The organism is Verrucomicrobium spinosum DSM 4136 = JCM 18804, assembly GCF_000172155.1.
GTDB lineage: Bacteria > Verrucomicrobiota > Verrucomicrobiia > Verrucomicrobiales > Verrucomicrobiaceae > Verrucomicrobium > Verrucomicrobium spinosum.
The window spans coordinates 1,222,439-1,238,751 of the sequence record NZ_ABIZ01000001.1 but is presented as its reverse complement, the minus strand read 5'-3'; the positions used below and the strand labels follow the sequence as shown (position 1 = coordinate 1,238,751).

The 16,313-nt window shown below is 59.8% G+C and carries 15 protein-coding genes and 1 tRNA gene; 8 read left to right on the top strand and 8 right to left on the bottom strand.

Features of this window, described 5'->3' with window-relative positions:
* Positions 1–22: 22 nt before the first annotated feature.
* Positions 23–838 (bottom strand): alpha/beta hydrolase, encoded by an 816-nt coding sequence (locus tag VSP_RS04830; protein WP_198141315.1) that lies wholly within the window; start codon positions 836–838, stop codon positions 23–25.
* 57 nt (positions 839–895) lie between these two features.
* Positions 896–1,621, bottom strand: a complete 726-nt coding sequence (locus VSP_RS38915; protein WP_009959128.1) for an SET domain-containing protein — start codon at positions 1,619–1,621, stop codon at positions 896–898.
* Positions 1,622–1,773: 152 nt separating this feature from the next.
* On the opposite strand from VSP_RS38915, the gene VSP_RS04820 reads away from it, so the two are divergent.
* Positions 1,774–3,327 carry an outer membrane protein assembly factor BamB family protein gene (locus VSP_RS04820; RefSeq protein WP_009959127.1) on the top strand — a complete coding sequence of 518 codons (1,554 nt, stop codon included), beginning with the start codon at positions 1,774–1,776 and terminating at the stop codon, positions 3,325–3,327.
* Positions 3,328–3,742: 415 nt separating this feature from the next.
* Here VSP_RS04820 and VSP_RS33880 read toward each other — a convergent pair whose 3' ends face one another.
* The 3 genes from VSP_RS33880 to VSP_RS33875 form a co-directional block, all read right to left on the bottom strand.
* Positions 3,743–4,108, bottom strand: a complete 366-nt coding sequence (locus tag VSP_RS33880) for a hypothetical protein (protein ID WP_157210742.1) — start codon at positions 4,106–4,108, stop codon at positions 3,743–3,745.
* Positions 4,109–4,131: 23 nt separating this feature from the next.
* Positions 4,132–5,673: a flavin monoamine oxidase family protein gene (locus tag VSP_RS04810; RefSeq protein ID WP_009959125.1), complete on the bottom strand. Its 1,542-nt coding sequence runs from the start codon at positions 5,671–5,673 to the stop codon at positions 4,132–4,134.
* An 81-nt stretch (positions 5,674–5,754) separates the two neighbouring features.
* Complete coding sequence (locus VSP_RS33875) at positions 5,755–6,840, bottom strand: hypothetical protein (protein WP_009959123.1); 1,086 nt, start codon at positions 6,838–6,840, stop codon at positions 5,755–5,757.
* A gap of 193 nt (positions 6,841–7,033) precedes the next feature.
* Here VSP_RS33875 and VSP_RS40650 point away from each other — a divergent pair, with 193 nt between their 5' ends.
* On the top strand, positions 7,034–8,428 hold the full coding sequence (locus VSP_RS40650; protein WP_009959120.1) for a glycosyltransferase family 4 protein: 1,395 nt from the start codon (positions 7,034–7,036) through the stop codon (positions 8,426–8,428).
* Here the strand turns inward: VSP_RS40650 and VSP_RS04790 are convergent.
* Complete coding sequence (locus VSP_RS04790) at positions 8,309–9,535, bottom strand: aminotransferase class I/II-fold pyridoxal phosphate-dependent enzyme (protein WP_009959119.1); 1,227 nt, start codon at positions 9,533–9,535, stop codon at positions 8,309–8,311. The genes VSP_RS40650 and VSP_RS04790 overlap by 120 nt on opposite strands.
* Positions 9,536–9,589: 54 nt before the next feature.
* Positions 9,590–10,384: a tetratricopeptide repeat protein gene (locus VSP_RS04785; protein WP_009959118.1), complete on the bottom strand. Its 795-nt coding sequence runs from the start codon at positions 10,382–10,384 to the stop codon at positions 9,590–9,592.
* A 102-nt stretch (positions 10,385–10,486) separates the two neighbouring features.
* Between VSP_RS04785 and lexA the strand changes: the two genes are divergently transcribed.
* The 3 genes from lexA to VSP_RS04770 all read left to right on the top strand — a co-directional run bounded on the left by lexA (position 10,487) and on the right by VSP_RS04770 (position 12,768).
* Positions 10,487–11,095 carry a transcriptional repressor LexA gene (gene lexA / locus VSP_RS04780; protein ID WP_009959117.1) on the top strand — a complete coding sequence of 203 codons (609 nt, stop codon included), beginning with the start codon at positions 10,487–10,489 and terminating at the stop codon, positions 11,093–11,095.
* Positions 11,096–11,718: 623 nt separating this feature from the next.
* Positions 11,719–12,381, top strand: coding sequence for a glutathione S-transferase family protein (locus VSP_RS04775; RefSeq protein WP_009959116.1), 663 nt, complete (start codon positions 11,719–11,721; stop codon positions 12,379–12,381).
* A gap of 301 nt (positions 12,382–12,682) precedes the next feature.
* A tRNA-Leu gene (locus VSP_RS04770) sits at positions 12,683–12,768 on the top strand.
* A 146-nt stretch (positions 12,769–12,914) separates the two neighbouring features.
* Here VSP_RS04770 and VSP_RS04765 read toward each other — a convergent pair.
* Positions 12,915–13,574 carry a helix-turn-helix domain-containing protein gene (locus tag VSP_RS04765; protein WP_009959115.1) on the bottom strand — a complete coding sequence of 220 codons (660 nt, stop codon included), beginning with the start codon at positions 13,572–13,574 and terminating at the stop codon, positions 12,915–12,917.
* A gap of 120 nt (positions 13,575–13,694) precedes the next feature.
* Between VSP_RS04765 and VSP_RS04760 the strand changes: the two genes are divergently transcribed.
* The 3 genes from VSP_RS04760 to VSP_RS04750 all read left to right on the top strand — a co-directional run bounded on the left by VSP_RS04760 (position 13,695) and on the right by VSP_RS04750 (position 15,968).
* Positions 13,695–13,916, top strand: a complete 222-nt coding sequence (locus VSP_RS04760; protein WP_009959114.1) for a hypothetical protein — start codon at positions 13,695–13,697, stop codon at positions 13,914–13,916.
* 417 nt (positions 13,917–14,333) lie between these two features.
* Entirely contained in the window at positions 14,334–14,543 is a 210-nt protein-coding gene (locus tag VSP_RS41930; protein ID WP_156346126.1) for a hypothetical protein, read from the top strand.
* A gap of 429 nt (positions 14,544–14,972) precedes the next feature.
* Positions 14,973–15,968, top strand: coding sequence for a hypothetical protein (locus tag VSP_RS04750; protein WP_009959111.1), 996 nt, complete (start codon positions 14,973–14,975; stop codon positions 15,966–15,968).
* Positions 15,969–16,313: the final 345 nt, after the last annotated feature.

Genomic DNA, 16,313 nt, shown 5'->3' with positions numbered 1-16,313 from the left:
CCACCGCACCGCCCCACTGCCCCTACTCCATCACCTTCCGCAACCACGCCACCATCTCCTTGGCATAGTCCGGCTTCAACTTGCTCCACGGCCCCATCCCATGCCCGCCACCATGCACGGTGATCAAATCACACACGTTCCCCAGAGCTTGCATCTTCTTCTGAAACGCGATGGACTGATCATGCGGCACCGTCGGATCCTGGTCGCCATGAATGAGCAGGTACGGCGGCATCCCTGCCTTCACCGCATTGACGGGTGAGGCCTTGCCCAACTTCACAAAATCGGCTCCCACCGGCTTGGTCTTCACTCCGAACATCTTCGCGGCCCCCTCCTTCACCTCCTGGCGCGCCCGGGCCCGGATTTCCAGATCATGCGGGGCATAGAACGGCACCACGGCCGCGACGCTCGTGTCACCTTGGGACCGGGCTCCGGCATAGGAAACAAGGTGCCCGCCGGCAGACTCCCCTACCAGGGCGATGCGCTTCACATCCACCTTGTACTCCGCGGCGTGAGCCTTCACCCAACGGATGGCGGTTTCCACGTCCTCAAGACACGCCGGCCAGGGCCGCTGCCCCGCCAGTCGGTAGTTGATGGTGAACCACGCGAAACCCGCCTGGCTCAGCGGCTCGAACAAGGGCTTGATGTAGGTGGTCTTGTCCCCTTTGTCGAAGCCGCCCCCATGCACCAGGATGACGGTGGGGAAAGGCCCCGGCCCCTCAGGCACAAACGCGTCCAGCGTAAGGCTCACCCCATCGGGTTTGGCGAACTCAATGTCCTGAATCAAACCCGCCTGGCTCCCGCTCGCCAGACAACTCCAGCCCATCAACAGAATCAACACACGAAAAAGGGCGATGCAATGCATCGCCCTTGAACGCCTCTGCTTTGACAGGTCTTGCTACTTCGCAGCAGGTTTGGACTTTTTGGCAGCCTGCTTCTTCTTGGCGGGAGCTTTGACGCTCTTGGCGACCGTCTTTTTGACAGCGATCTCTTTCTTCGCTGCGACCGCCTTCTTGGCAGCGACCTCTTTCTTGGCGACGCTCTTCTTCGTCACGCTCTTCTTGCCCTTGGCAACCTTTTTCACGGCTTGAGCGGCCAGCGCCTTCTTCTCTTCCCGCGCTTTTTTGGCAGCCACTTTTTTCTTCAGCGCCGGCCAGTAGTCATCCCCTGCGATGTAGCCCACGCAGGACGCCGTGCCGCAGCGGCAGGGGTGGTCTTCCCAGCACTCCAGGTCAAAGCCGTAGTTGAAGGTGAGTTCCTCACCCTTCTTGATGTCGCGCAGCGCCACGAACCAGATCTCCTGCTCGTCCCAAGTCTGAGCCTCCACGTTGGGCTCACAGGAGTGGTTCATGAGACGGGCCGTGTTCCAGGACACGTTGCCGTCGATGTCCCACTCGTCATTGAGGATGAACATGTACACGCGGGCACCCCCGCTCTCCTTGGCCTCGTCCAGCAAGGCATTGGCACGGCGATCGCTCTCATCTTTGTCCACGCGCTCGCCCACATATTCCACGATCCACGTGTCCTTGGGGATCGCCTTCCGGGCGTAGAGGCCGCGGCCGTGGATCTGAGAGTTGCGCACAACGTACCACTCGTTGGGCTGGGGCTTGGGATGGTTGGCCATGGTTGCTGAAGAACGGCATGGTGTCTGCGCCGTCACACAAGTCAAGGCAAAGCACTCTCTCCTGCCAGAGAAGCGGTGCCCCCCCATGCAGAAGCACAAGCCCCGATGCAACAAGCGATTGGATTTGGTCGCGACTTCCGTACCATGCCACTGTGACGACGCCTTTTTCGAGATTCCTTTGCGCCGCGGTCCTGAGCGGGGCCACCACCACCACCATCACGCTCAGGGCGGAACCGTGGAAAGACCCCGCCCCGCCCACGGTGCAGGCCCGTGAGGCCGCCGCTCCCATCAAACCCACTGCATTTGACCGGCTCAAATTTTTCGCCGCGCCTTCCGCACTGAATCCGGCCGCCCAGACCAGCGACTGGCACCGTTTCCTAGGGCCGACCGACGATGCCACATCGCCTGAGACCCACCTGCTCCACCAGTGGCCTGCGGGCGGGCCAGCGAAGGTCTGGGAGGTGGGCAAAGGCGACGGCTACACCTCCCCCGCCATCCAGGGTGACCGCCTCGTGTTGTTTCATGCAGAAGCGGGCAAGGAAGTGCTGGAATGCCTGCATCCCGAGACCGGGCAGCGCTACTGGACCCAGGGCTATACCATGGAGTACCGGGACCGCTACGGCTTCGCCAACGGGCCGCGCAGTTCACCGGTCATTGCCGGAAGCCGTGTCCTCACCCATGGCGTGACCAGCGTCCTCACCTGCACTGACCTTGAGACAGGGCAGATCCTCTGGCAGCGGAACCTGCGCACCGAGTTCAACGTTCCGCAGGACTTCTTCGGCCAGGGCAGCAGCCCCCTGGTACTGGGAAACAAGGTGATCGTCAACGTGGGCGGCAAAGGACGCCCCGTGCCCGACGATGACAGCGAGGCCCGCTACACCGCCCTGGCAGACCCCGGCCTGAGCGTGGGGGCCTTTGACCTGGAGACCGGCCAGCTCCTCTGGGGCGTAAAAGACGACTGGGGCGCCAGCTATGCCTCCCCAGTGCCAGCCACGATCCACGGCAAGCCCGTGGTGCTGATCTACGCCGGGGGCGAGGGCAATCCTGCCACGGGCGGGCTGCTGACGATCAATCCCGAAGACGGCTCCGTTTACGACCGCCACCCCTGGCGCGCGGAGGAGTACATCCAGGCTACAGGCGCCTCCCCAGTGGCCATTCCGGGTCAAAACCGCGTCTTCATCTCCACCGCCTATCCCAAGAACCGCCCCCTCGGCGGCGTGATGCTGGAGTTCGATGAAAAACTAAAGTCCAAAGAGCTCTGGAGCTCCAGCAAGTTCGCCGTGCACTGGATGAACCCGGTGTACAGGGACGGCTGCCTCTACGGCATTCACGGCGAGACCGAGCGCCAGGCCGTGTTGGTGTGCTACGATGTGGCGACGGGCAGGGAGAACTGGCGCGAAGACCTCTACTGGGATGACACCGAGCTCAATCCCGGCCGCACCGCCCGCATGGGCGCCCAGCGCGCCAGCCTGCTGCTGGTGGATGGCCAGTTCCTCTGCCTTGGGGAACTGGGCAGCCTGCTCTGGCTGGACCTGAATGCCCAAGGCTGCAAGGTCACCGCCAGGACCCAGCTCTTCTACGCCCCCCACACCTGGTGCCTCCCCGCCGTGAGCCGCGGTCTGCTCTATGTGACCCAGAACTATGACGAGCAGGTGCGCGGCCGCACCGGCCAGCGGATGATTTGTTACGATCTGCGGGGCCGGTAAAACAGTGCGTCAGTGGGCAGTGCGTCAGTGGTCAAGGTGTTGGAAGCTGTTCGTAGTTCAAACTTTAGTTTGCCTCAGTCGCACGAGGAATGGCGGGAGCTCATGGCTTCATGCAATAACACATTGCCCAGCGATCTCCGGCGCCGTCTCCCTCGTTGAAGCCCGAACCTTCCGTCGGACCCTCACCGGAAAAGCCACGCCGAAGGCATCCCAGAAGGTAGCCGGAGGTTGAGGGAGCGCAGCGACTGACACCTCCTGTGCGCACAAAAAAACGCATCGCACCCTGAAAGGGTGCCAGAACCGTCCTTTCCTCAATCCCGCCCCTCATCACTCCATCACTCCACCACTCCACCACTCCACCACTCCACCACTCCACCACTCCACCACTCCACCACTCCACCACTCCACCACTCCATCACTCCATCACTCCATCACTCCACCACTCCACCACTCCACCACTCCACCACTCCACCACTCCACCACTCCACCACTCCACCACTCCACCACTCCACCACTCCACCACTCCACCACTCCACCACTCCACCACTCCACCACTCCACCACTCCACCACTCCACCACTCCACCACTCCACCACTCCACCACTCCACCACTCCACCACTCCACCACTCCACCACTCCACCACTCCACCACTCCACCACTCCACCACTCCACCACTCCACCACTCCACCACTCCACCACTCCACCACTCCACCACTCCACCACTCCACCCCAAAAACAAAAACGCCCCGCCAGGTCCAGCAACCCAACGGAGCGTTCTCAAAATCAACTCAATCTCCCCCTCCTCTACGCCTCCTCAACCCCGAGCATCTCTCTTGCCGCGCGGTTGCCGGACTCGACGCCTCCGTTCATGTAACCGGGCGACTCAAAGCTGGTGTGCTCCCCGGCGAAGTGCAGGTGCCCCTCCAGCTCTGCAGAGGCGGCGGCCCCATACACCCAGGTGTACTGGCCCACCTTGGGACAGCTGTAGCTGCCCTTCATGAACTTGATCTGCGGCCAGTTCATCATGATCTTGTTGCCGTCGAACTTGCCCTTCAGACCCGGGAACACCACGTCCACCTCGGAGAGGAACTTGTCCACGCGGTCCGGCGTGTACTGGGCACCGGGGGAGCCGCCCATGAAGTTGGTGATGATGCCGCTCTGGCCCGACTGGCCGCGGCTGGTCTCCCAGATGGTCTGGTAGGGCTGGTCTGCGTACACGCTGCCGTTGCAGAAGAAGTCACGGCCTGCGCCGGGTGTGCGCCAGAGTTTTTCCGTGAACCCGTACATGACCTTGAGGTTGGTGCCGAAGCCCATCTCCTTGATGGAGCGCTTCTTCTCCTCGCTCAGCTTCAGATCGTAGATGCCGTCCACGCCGCGCAGCATGGTGAAAGGAACGGTGATCAGCACATTCTCATAAGACGCCACCACCGTCTTGGCATCCGTGCTGAAGGTCAGCTTGATCTTGCTGCCGTCTTCCTGAATGCGCACCAGGCGATGCCCGCTGTTCAGCTTGATCTTGCCATCCAGGGCACGATGCACGGCGGTGGGCAGCGTGTCGTTGCCGCCCTTCACGCGCATGGCTTCATCACTGTCGCCAAAGATCTCGAAGCCCTCACTCGTGTCCGGATTGATGAAATCGATGAGATTCAGCGCAGACTGCTGGTCAGAGTCCAGGCCGTACTCGGGCACATAGGCCGTCTCCAGCATGTTGATGAGCCAGCGGTCGGTGCCTGCTCCCACATTCTTGAGGTAGTCCTTCAGGCTGATGTTGTCGAACTGCTTGGCCTTGGCGGTGAACTCCTCCTTGTCATCATAGAGGCCTTCCGCGTCGGCGGCGATCTTCTGGCCGAGAGGCCCGAAGGCGGCAATGACGTCCTTGTCGGTATAAACCTTCCCGCCGAAGTGGTAGAAGTCCACCCCCTGCTCGCCCTCTTTCAGGCCCTGCATCTCCACTCCCAGCTCCGCAGCCAGCTCGATGAGGTCCTTGTGATTGGAGTCCACCAGCTCGCCGCCCAGCTCCACAAACATGCCGTCCTTGTTGAAGTCCCGCTTGGTGAACATGCGGCCGCCAAAGCGGTCCTGCATCTCATACAGGTGCACCTCCACCCCTGCCTTCTGCAGACGGTAGGCGGCCGTGAGGCCGGCAATGCCCCCACCGACCACGGCGACGGCACCGGAGACCTTCTTCGCTTCCTTCTCCTGGGCGCGCAGGCCCACCATGGTGGCGGGGATGGCTGCGCCGGCCAGGCGCATGAAGTCACGGCGCGTCTTGCCGGAAACGGCAGGACCAGCCTGTTGCATGGCACGCATGAGGGAGCGGAAAAGCGGGGTGCGTCCTTTGTTCATAGTCGTCGGTGAGTTCGTTGGAAATGGGTTCAAAAAAGGGGCGTGGAGATACCCTCCACACCCCAGGGGGAGTTCGAGATCTTACTCGTCGTTCGTGGGTCCGATGCCGATGAGCCAGAGCTTGAGGAAGTTCATCACCTGCTGCTTGGTGAGCTGGTTGGCGTCCAGCTGGTAGGTGATCTTGCTGGCGGTGCAGGAGTCTTCACCCTTGACCTTCGCCATGGTGTCTTCGTATTTCACCACACCGGTGAGGGAGGGGATGCTGTTGTCCACGGCGAAGAAGGCTTCTTCATCGCTCGCACCCTTGAAGGCGTCGGCCTCAGTGCTGGCGGGCTTGTTGGCAGCCTCATTCCAGCGGAGGTTGAACTCGTACTGGCCCTTGCCGTTGGTGGCGCGGTTCGGATCTTCCACCCACTTGATGGAGCCGGTCACCACATCTTCATAGGCCTTGCCGTTCACGCTGTAGCTGAAGCGGATGCCGTTGGTCAGCCAGTTGCCCGTTTCATAGTCGAAGTCCAGGTTCCCGCTGACGGTCGTCTTGGGATAGTTCTGGGACGGCCCCATGGCGATCTGCACGCCTTCGAAACGCATCGGGTCCGTGTTCTTGACCTCGATCTTCACTTCCTTGCCCTGAAGCTGGCGGACATAGGACATCACGCCCTGGGTCTTCTTGCCCTTGCCATAGAGGCGGCCGCCGAAGTTGTCAGTAAAGGCAGGTGCCTTGCCGATCGCGTCCACACTGATGCGCTGCTTGCTGTCGCCAGCACCTTCCAGTTCATACACCCCCTCGGAAGTGATCGGCACCGTGCCCACCCATTTGCCCACGGTCTTCTTCTGCGTCATGTTGGCCGGGTTGATCACGGCCAGATCCAGGGAGTAGAAGAGCTGCCCGGGCTGCTCCACGCGACCCAGCAGCTTGCTGGTGATCAGCGGCTGGCGTTCCACCTTGCCCTTGAACTCAGTGGTCTTGGCCACGGCCAGCGCGAGTTCATAGGTGTCCTTGGCCCCCACCTCCGGCTTGCCTTCGTCGGTCAGACGGGTGCGGGTGGCAAAATTGATGTTCACCGTCCCGGAGATCGCTCCCGGTTGCGTGATTTTTTCCAGCTCCTGAGCCTGCGCGGTGGCAAGCGTGAGCACAAACAACGGCAGAAGAGGCAGTATTTTCATGGTTTGAATCTGTTTGTCAGGGTGGCTACCACCGTGACAGGCAATTTTAGGACCCTTGGGAAAAACTGCAAGCGCGCGAAGAAAAAAGCAGAACAACCGTCTAAACAGTGACGATAAAGTAACTTCTCAGGAAACGCGCCCCGGCCACTGCTCCGGGCTTGCGCTCCCTGCCGGAAAAGCCTAACTCAGAACAATGCCCTCCCCTCATATCGCCTATGTGTTCGAACGATTTCCCACGTTCACGCAGACCTTCTGCGTGCGGGAAATCCTGGAACTCGAGCGACTGGGCGTGCAGGTGCAGATCTTCTCCATCCATGACACCCGGGAAGAGAGCATCCGCCATTTCCCCGCCGAGCTGATGGACCGGGTGCACTTCCTCCCTCAGGAGGAGTGTCTCATCGAGCTCATCAAGCAGTGGAAGGAATCCAATCTGCTGCCCCAGAGCGTGGTGCTCACGCTCCGCCAGTGGGGAGACCGCCCGGACAAGATGCGGGTGTATGAGGCAGCCTACATTAGCCACGTGTTGAAGAAGATGGGCAGCGATGCCCCCTGGCACACCCACTCCCACTTCGCGGGCATCGGCGCGCGCACCTGCTGGTGGCTGAGAAAGTTCCACGGCACCAGCTTCAGCTTCACCGCCCACGCCAACGACATCTTCTGCAATCAGTCGGAGTCCATTCCCAGCTGCGCCCAACTGGTCAGGGATGCCAGTCTCGTGGTAACGGTGAGCGATTTCACCGCCCGCCAGCTCCGGGAAAAGCACCCTGACGCCGCCCACCGGGTGCGCCGGGTGTACAATGGGCTGGATCTGGAGCCCTTCATGGCCGCCCGGGCCTCCGCTGACCGGTCCAAGGCCCCGGGAGGCATCCTCAGCGTCGGCCGCCTCATCGAAAAGAAAGGCTACGACGACCTCATCACCGCCTGTGGCGTGCTGCGAGATCGCGGCGAGCCCTTCCACTGCCGGATCGTGGGAGAAGGCCCCCTCGAAGCCCCGCTCAAGAGCCAAATCGCCCGGCTCGGCCTGGAGGATCGCGTCACCCTGACCGGCCCGCTGCCCATGCCAGCCATCATCAAACTGCTCACAGAGGAGACCCAAGTCTTCGCCCTGGCCTGCAAAACCGAACATGACGGCGGCAAGGACAACCTGCCCACCGTCCTGATGGAGGCCATGGCCGCCCAGCTCCCCTGCGTCTCCACCCGTCTGGCCGGTGTGCCGGAGATGGTGCTGCACGGCGTGAACGGCCTGATTTCAGAGGAAGGCCAGCCTCAGGCATTTGCCGACCATCTGGAAAACCTGCTCATCGATCCCGCGCGCTGCGAGACGATGGGCCAGGCCGGTCTGGAGCATGCCAGGAAGCACTTTGCCAAGGAAACAACCAGCCGGCAGTTGCTGAAGGCCTTTGCCGAAAAGAGCGGCATGCGCTTCGAGACCGCCCTCGCCGCCCGCCATGGGCTGCTCTGGAGCTACTCAAAGCGACTGCTCTCCGCCCTGCCGCAGTTGCGGCATCATGTGGAGAAGGCTCGCGACAAGACCTTCGATCTGGAGCTTTTCATGGGCAGCACTCATCGTCAGCCGCAGCCGCGCTGAACCCCGCGCCACCGTGGGGTAACGGATGGCGGGGATCAGGTATCCACGCTCCAGCAACTGGGTGCTGGCCTCCAGCGCTGCCCGCTCCTCTCCCACCTGCAAGGGCAGAATCGCCGCCGGGAGATCCGCAAAGGAGGTCTGCAGACCTTTTTCCAACGTCTGCCGGTTGGCGAACAACCGAGCACGAAGTGCGTCTCCCTGTGCGCTGGCCGTGAGATTCACCGCCGCCAGCGCAGCGTGCGCGACAGCGGGTGGCGGGGCCGTGCTGTAGATGAGGCTGCGCGCCTTGTTCAGACACAGATCCACCAGGGCCCGGCTGGCCGCGATGTAGCCGCCACTCACCCCCAGCGCCTTGCTCAGCGTGCCCATCTGAATCTCCACCCGGCCCTCCACACCGCACTGCGCCGCCAGCCCCCGCCCCTGCGGGCCCAGCACGCCCACGGCATGAGCTTCGTCCAGCATCAACCAGGCACCGTAGCGCTCCTTCAGAGCCACGATCTCGCGCAGCGCTGCCGCATCACCGTCCATGCTAAAAATCGACTCCGTCACGATCAAGACACGCCGTGAGGCGTGATCACCCCGGGCTCCGGCGAGCAGCCGTTCCAGTTTTTCCAGATGGTTATGAGGAAACACACGGAGGGTGGCCCCGCTCAGCTTTGCGCCATCAATGAGCGACGCGTGGCTGAGCTTGTCCAGAATCACCACGTCATCCTTGCCGCAGAGCGCGGGGATCACGCCCACAGAGGTCGCGTAGCCGCTGGAGAAGGTGAGCGCCGCATCCGTCTTCTTGAACGCCGCCAGACACTCCTCAAGCTGCTGATGCGGTCGCAAGGTGCCGCAGACCAGCCGCGAGGCGCCCGAGCCACTCCCATAGCGCCCCACCCCTTCACACATGGCCGCTTTCAGCTCCTCACTGGCGGCAAGCCCGAGGTAGTCGTTCGAGGAGAAATTCACCACCTCCGCCCCGCTCTCCGCAAGGACAGACATGGCAGGCAGCGGCACAAAGGTGCGCAGGCGCCGGCGCAGCCCCTGTGCTTCCAGACTGGCCAGCTCATCCGCCACACCGCACGCGGCTGCAGCATCACCTGGCGGGACGGGATCCGGCATTTTCGACAGTGATCGTGAAACGGGGTTCAGGAGCCAACTTCCCCTGTGCAGCGGTTATTGCTGGCTGAGTTTTTCCTCCACCAGCTCATCCTTGGCCGCCCCCAGGGCCACCGCCCGTTCATAGTGTCGTCGGGCCAGCTCGATCGACGGGGGCTTCCTTTCCAGGTACATCAGCGCCAGGTTGAAGTTGGCATTGGCGTAGTCCGGGTTCAGCTCGATGGCGCGCAGCAGCTCCAGCTCCGCCGCATCCAGCCACCCCAGCTTCTTCAGCACGATGGCCATGTAGTTGTGCGCGCGGGCATCGGCCGGATCCTCATGGATGGCGCGCCCCAGAGCGGAAAGCGCATAGTACAGATCCCCGTTTTCATAGCTCACCAGGCCCAGCGCCACCCACGTCTGCTGGAGAGAGGGGTTGATCGCCACCGCCCGGCTGAAGAGCGATTGAGCATCCTTCAGGCGCCCTGCCTGCTGCTCCACCGCCCCGAGATTGGCGTGGGTCAGGGCGTTGAGAGGATCCACCTCCAGCATCTGCTGGTAGTACTTGCGGGCAGATTTCCAGTCCTTGCGGGCAAAGGCCTGTGAAGCCAGTTCAGACAGGCCCGTCGTGAGTGGCGGCAGAGCCCCCGCCTTCTTCTGGTCAGGCAGTCCCAGCTCCGTCGCACTGCCGCTGTCGGTCTTCTTCGTCTCAGAGCCCGCCTCGGGTTTGGCGGCAGACTCCTCAGCCGGCTTCGCCGCGCTCTTCTTGGAGGAAGATGCGGCGGGCTTCTTGGCTTCGCTCTTCTTTTCCTGGGCTGCGGCGAGCGGCAGAGCCAGTGAGGCAAGGAGGAGGGGCACAATGAGACGCTTCATAGGATGCGGGGAATAACGCCTGCTTGCGCCCGGCTCCAAGCAGAAAACACGAATGGCCAAAAAACTCTTGACTGCACAACCGAACAGTGTTCACATCTAACCATGCTTACGGAGCGGCAACAAGAGCTACTGGATTTCCTCAGAGTTTATCAACGCCAGCAGGGCGTCATGCCCTCTACGCGTGACATTCAGCTGCACTTTGGTTTCGCCAGCCAGACAGCCGCCATGAGCCACCTCAAGGCCCTGGAACGTAAAGGAGTGATTCGCAGACTCGCTGGCAAAGCCCGCGCTGTGGTTTTCCCAGAGGTGATGGAGCGTGAGACGGTGGACATCCCCATCTTCGGCCTCATTCCCGCCGGCTTCACGGCGGACAACCCGGAGCATTCTGACGGCAATCTCACCCTGGACCTCCGCACCATGGGACTCTCCCCGCGGTCCAAGCCCTTCGCTCTCAAGGTCCGGGGCGACTCCATGACCGGCGCTCACATCATTCAGGGAGACTACGTCATCCTTGAGCAGCGCGATCCCCGGCCCAAAGACATCGTCGCCGCCCTCATGGACGGGGAAACAACCCTCAAGCGGTACCTTGTGGACAACGGCCAGCCTTTCCTCCGCGCCGAGAACCCCTCCTACCCCGACTTGATTCCCGCCCGGGAACTCATGATCCAAGGCGTCATGGTCGGCCTCTTCCGCCCCTACAACGGACGGTAGGTCTCTCTCCTCCCCACCCATTTCTTCCTTCCAAGGGACGCTCTCCGGACGCGTCCCTTTTTTGCGTGCCTGCGTAGAGCGTATGACACTGGGCCGCACGATTCTCCATCACTCCATCACTCCATCACCCCATCACTCCATCACCCCATCACCCCATCACCCCATCACCCCATCACCCCATCACCCCATCACTCCATCACTCCATCACTCCATCACTCCATCACTCCATCACTCCATCACTCCATCACTCCATCACTCCATCACTCCATCACTCCATCACTCCATCACTCCATCACTCCATCACTCCATCACTCCATCACTCCATCACTCCATCACTCCATCACTCCATCACTCCATCACTCCATCACTCCATCACTCCATCACTCCATCACTCCATCACTCCATCACTCCATCACTCCATCACTCCATCACTCCATCACTCCATCACTCCATCACTCCATCACTCCATCACCCCATCACTCCATCACTCCATCACTCCATCACTCCATCACTCCATCACTCCATCACCCCATCACCCCATCACTCCATCACTCCATCACTCCATCACTCCACCACTCCATCACTCCGCATTCCTAATTCCTAATTCCTAATTTCCCTCCCCCATGTCTCTCTTCCTCTACGACCTTCCCCACAGTCCGTACTGCCTGCCGGTCAAACGCATCCTGGATGCCGCTGGCGTGGCGTATGAGGTCATCGACGTTCCCAACTGGGATCGCACCAAGGTGATTGAGCTCACCCAGGGGGCCTACTATCAGGTGCCAGCCTTGAAGCATGGGGATCGCGTCGTCTATGAAACCGGGGCAGACACCCAGGATGTCGCCCGGTATCTCGATGTCACCTTTGCTGGCGGCACGCTTTTCCCCGCCGCGTACGCAGGGCTTCACGACATCCTCATCGACTACCTCGACAACGAAGTGGAAGGAGCCACCTTCCGCGCCACCGACGTCTTCTATGTCCCCTCCATCACAGACTTCGTCGCCCGCACGATGTTGATCCGCCACAAGGAGCGGAAGTTCGGCCGGGGTTGCGTGGACCAGTGGCACCAACAGATCGACCAGTTACGGGCCGGCGCCGCCACGCACTTTGCGCGGTTCGACGCCATGGTGCAGCAGAAGCCCTTCCTCCTCGGCAACCAACCGGTTTACGCCGACTTCCTGCTCTACGGGATCATCGGCAACTACACCTGGAAGGGCTGGAATTCCCTTCCCACGGACCTCACCGCCCTGGGAGCATGGCGCGCCCGCATGAGCGGGTTCAAGTTCTGAGCTTCGTTTGATATGATCTACGATCATCACGGCCTTAACGGCCCATGGAGCCCAACCCATATAAGGGGCGGAGGCCACGAAGGGACGCAGACCCCGGGTCCCCTCCCCTGTACATCGCGGTCTGAAGGATCGCGATAAATGTCCGAGTCCCCCTCTCGTCCACCTCGAACCTGGCCGTCCTCTTGCGACACGTTTCAAGGGACGACCACCTCCGCTCCCCCACACTCAACGACAAGAATCACCAGATTCCGACTTGCCTGCCGTCGATTCTCAGTGACACTTCCGACTTCCCGATCAACCGGCCGACATGGCGAAATCGGTAGACGCACCAGACTTAAAATCTGTTGGTGGGTGACCACCGTGCGGGTTCGAGTCCCGCTGTCGGCACTGGGAAAACACCTCATATTCAGGGCGTTGCAAAGAAAGCCCATAAGACGCATACGCTCGCATTATGCCTAATAAATACCGGTAGGAGCGCACTTATTTGACACTCGCTTGACACTCACCGCCGTAGCAACCGCAGCGTTCCAAAATTAGAGATTAGGGGACCCGTACTTCTCAACTAGTGACGAAAGGTCTCGCAAATCCGGATACTCCCTTCCAAAGACGGAATCCCCAGGAGTGTGAATCTCCATAGCGATTACGTCATCCTGCACCGATGGGGCGTCAGTAAAATTTAGAGCAGCAGCAAGCCCTTTATCCTCGCGCAACCTTCCATAGGTCAGCTTAGTGGTTGTCGATCTACAGCCATAAAATTCAACGTTACGCAGGGACTTGAAGCCATCTACAAGCACGAGGTGTAGCCACAACGCAACCAGACGAGTTTTACCTACCATTGCGGCTCCCTTAACCAGCTTGCGAACCGGGGCCACCAGGACCTCGACATCGTGATCTGAAAGGTTTTCGGGAACATCTTCACAAAAGTCTGCATAAGACCGGGAAGTATAGGGCCTCCCTGAGAGGTCAATTGCCTGCTCCCAATTGTCCGCCACGCACTCCCACCAGGCACCATATCGTCCCATCACCTTGATTGCGAATTCGCGACTTGCAGGTCTCGCGCCCTGTTCGATCGCCTGAACATAGGCGACCGACACATCAACGTCCTCGGCGAATTCACTCTGCGATTTGCCAGCAGCTTCGCGGATCTGCCGGACTGTTTTGCAAGGCTTTTTTGTTCGGCGGGCAATTGGCATACAGGCGACTACTACAGCGTAATACCACATTGTCGTGCTTTTTCCGAAGTTTTTATTTGCACAACCACATCACTACACTGTACGACTACATAGTATCACCCCCTGCATGCCGACTGCCACATGGAAAGAGACGAACGCCAGCAACCCGCCGTCAAAAGCATCCTTCTCACCAAAGAAGAGCTCATGGAGGCACTCGGTTTTCCGTCCACTCGAATGGTGGATGAGCTTATGAGAAAGCGCAAAATTCCCTATCTTCGACTTGGACATAAAACGGTGCGGTTTGACTTACCCAAAGTTCTCAGCGCAATTCAGAAACTCGAAGTAAAAGAGGCTGGGCGCTAGGAAGGCATCATCATGTTGCCGCAGAGCATTGTCTCACGCTTGACACCAATTTGAATCATTGCCGAGTGGCAATTTGCATTCAACGCCCCCACCAAGGTTAGTGGAAACAAATACGATAGAACCATTGTTATGGAACAAGATAACCAACGAGCATCGGTGTCAACAGGCACGACGAACAATGAGGCCCCGGCGATTCCAGCCGCCGGGACCTCTGTACCGCAGCCTTCGAACGTCGAAATCGAAACCCACAGTACCAGAGAACATCCCGCCCCTGAAGATGGAGTCAAGCCCCCCGAGGGCGAAACTTCCCACGGCACGAGAAAACAAGCCCTCGAACGTCTCCGCAGGGAGGCCGAGTTAGAGGTTCAAGGCCACCTTACGAGCAACCGGGTCGACAATCACCGGCTTCTGAAGGAGATGGAGGACGTCCCTGGCAAGGAAGACTACTCCCCGGCGCTTCTTCAGGTTATCCAGTCCTACGGGATCAAAGGGGTTCACGCGTCTGAACTTCATGAATCCTTCCCGGATCCCAAGAAGCTGACTGAAGCTCGCAAAAAGCTGGCCGCAGCCAACTGTATAACCGCCGAGAAAAAGGCGAACTCTTGGTTGTTGAAGGCGGTCTCCTAACATCAACTCGTGCCACAGTGTAATCCCCCTAAGGACCACTGTGGCACGCTTGTTTGGCATTGACCCGCCAGTTCAGCCGCCGGGTACTTCCCATGAAAGAGGCCGTTTGGAGAATCTCCAAGCGGCTTTTTCGTGTCCCCGCACTGTTTTAGTGCCAGCATTTGCCCGACCGTCTCAACACGCGCTTGGAACTTGGAAGTTGGAAAACACCTTCAGACCACCCGCAATCGCAGGGGACTCCGCCGAGATTGTCTTTCCGACATCGGATGAGCCTGCACTCGCACCAACGCTCCAGCAGCCAAGAAGCTCACTTTAGGCCCATCGAGCCCACAGAAAACGACGCTGACGCTGCAACCTAGCCCCCCACCCGACCGAGCAAACGCCCCGCCAACCCTATTGCACACATGCCACCATGTAATACCTTCGCGCATGTCCACAGAGCCTTCCAGTGCGTCGCAACCCACCAAGAGAGCGAAGCTTTTCCTCAGCTGCGGCCAGAACACCGACTACCACGAGCGTGAGACCGCCAAAGCCATCGCCGAGACCCTTGGGGTGCGCGGCTTGGGCTTCGAGGTGTTCTACGCTCCTGATGTTCAGACCACAAAATCGGTGGTCGAGACCATTTTCCGTGAGCTGAGGGACGCCGACTATTACGTCTTCATCGACTTCAAGCGTGAGAAACTCACCAAGCCTGGAAAATCCAAACCTGATGGTCACCGCGGTTCGTTGTTTACCCATCAGGAGTTTGCCATAGCGTGTTTCTTGGGCCTGCCCATGATCTCCTTCCAAGAGAAGGGAGTGGAGCCCCTTCAGGGCATCGTGGGCGCAGTCCTGGCCAACTCCACGCCCTTCGGAGATCGCGAGCACCTGGCACGAATAATCAGATCCACGGTCTTTGAGAAACTTGAGACAGGAGAATGGTGCCTGGAGTCTGGGAACCAACTTCAGATGTCTGTCACCCCTCAAAATGGAGATCTGGCAGACTGGGCCGGGGGAATAAAAGTGCTACACTACCACATCAGGATCCAGAATCCCCACCGTCAAAGACCTGCCACAAGCTGTTTTGCTTACATTCAACGAATCACGGATAAGCTCAACGGCGAAGATCTGCCCATTTATACCTGCGAGCTAAAATGGGAGGGCACACCTCTCCAAGGCATCAGAATTGGCCCTGGGGGCATGAGAGGACTTGATGCCTTTGTGGCACAGACAGCACCTGATCACAGCCTCGTTTTCAAACCGTGTACCGACGCGGTGAACCACATTGTGCAGCTCACGGGTCCCCACCAACTTCAAGTCACTTATGTCGTCACCAGCAATGAATTCCCTGACACCACCGGCACATTTGAAATCGACTACGACGGCACCAGAGTCACCCGCTTCGAAATTTCCCCTGCCCCACGCCCAAAATATTCTGCCAGATGAGGCAAAATATTCACGAGTGTTGTTTCCTTGAAAAAGCTCAATCTTTTCGATTGACAATTATCAGCCTAGGTGTATCAATCCCATCTAAGTTACAGACAGTTCCCAGTTCTAGTTTTCCCATGATCACCGCTCCTAGTTTCACAAATATTCCCGCCCAGCTCCACGGCTCGGCACGTTTAACCCACCAAAAAAGAAAGGCTGCACATGCCCCCCTTCAGACGACGCTATCAATATCCCCAGCAGAACCGCTTCAGTGACTCCGACGAAATTCACCCCAGTCTCTCTGACAGAGCGATTGAGATGAGTTTCGAAGAAGATCACCGAGACCTCGACGCCTTTGAGGGC

Excerpts from the sequence above, each read along its gene's own strand:
- VSP_RS38915 (WP_009959128.1), bottom strand. The coding sequence starts at position 1,621 with ATGGCCAACCATCCCAAGCCCCAGCCCAACGAGTGGTACGTTGTGCGC.
- VSP_RS04810 (WP_009959125.1), bottom strand. The coding sequence starts at position 5,673 with ATGAACAAAGGACGCACCCCGCTTTTCCGCTCCCTCATGCGTGCCATG.
- VSP_RS33875 (WP_009959123.1), bottom strand. The coding sequence starts at position 6,840 with ATGAAAATACTGCCTCTTCTGCCGTTGTTTGTGCTCACGCTTGCCACC.
- VSP_RS40650 (WP_009959120.1), top strand. The coding sequence starts at position 7,034 with ATGCCCTCCCCTCATATCGCCTATGTGTTCGAACGATTTCCCACGTTC.
- VSP_RS04790 (WP_009959119.1), bottom strand. The coding sequence starts at position 9,535 with ATGCCGGATCCCGTCCCGCCAGGTGATGCTGCAGCCGCGTGCGGTGTG.
- VSP_RS04785 (WP_009959118.1), bottom strand. The coding sequence starts at position 10,384 with ATGAAGCGTCTCATTGTGCCCCTCCTCCTTGCCTCACTGGCTCTGCCG.
- lexA (WP_009959117.1), top strand. The coding sequence starts at position 10,487 with ATGCTTACGGAGCGGCAACAAGAGCTACTGGATTTCCTCAGAGTTTAT.
- VSP_RS04775 (WP_009959116.1), top strand. The coding sequence starts at position 11,719 with ATGTCTCTCTTCCTCTACGACCTTCCCCACAGTCCGTACTGCCTGCCG.
- VSP_RS04765 (WP_009959115.1), bottom strand. The coding sequence starts at position 13,574 with ATGCCAATTGCCCGCCGAACAAAAAAGCCTTGCAAAACAGTCCGGCAG.
- VSP_RS04760 (WP_009959114.1), top strand. The coding sequence starts at position 13,695 with ATGGAAAGAGACGAACGCCAGCAACCCGCCGTCAAAAGCATCCTTCTC.
- VSP_RS41930 (WP_156346126.1), top strand. The coding sequence starts at position 14,334 with ATGGAGGACGTCCCTGGCAAGGAAGACTACTCCCCGGCGCTTCTTCAG.
- VSP_RS04750 (WP_009959111.1), top strand. The coding sequence starts at position 14,973 with ATGTCCACAGAGCCTTCCAGTGCGTCGCAACCCACCAAGAGAGCGAAG.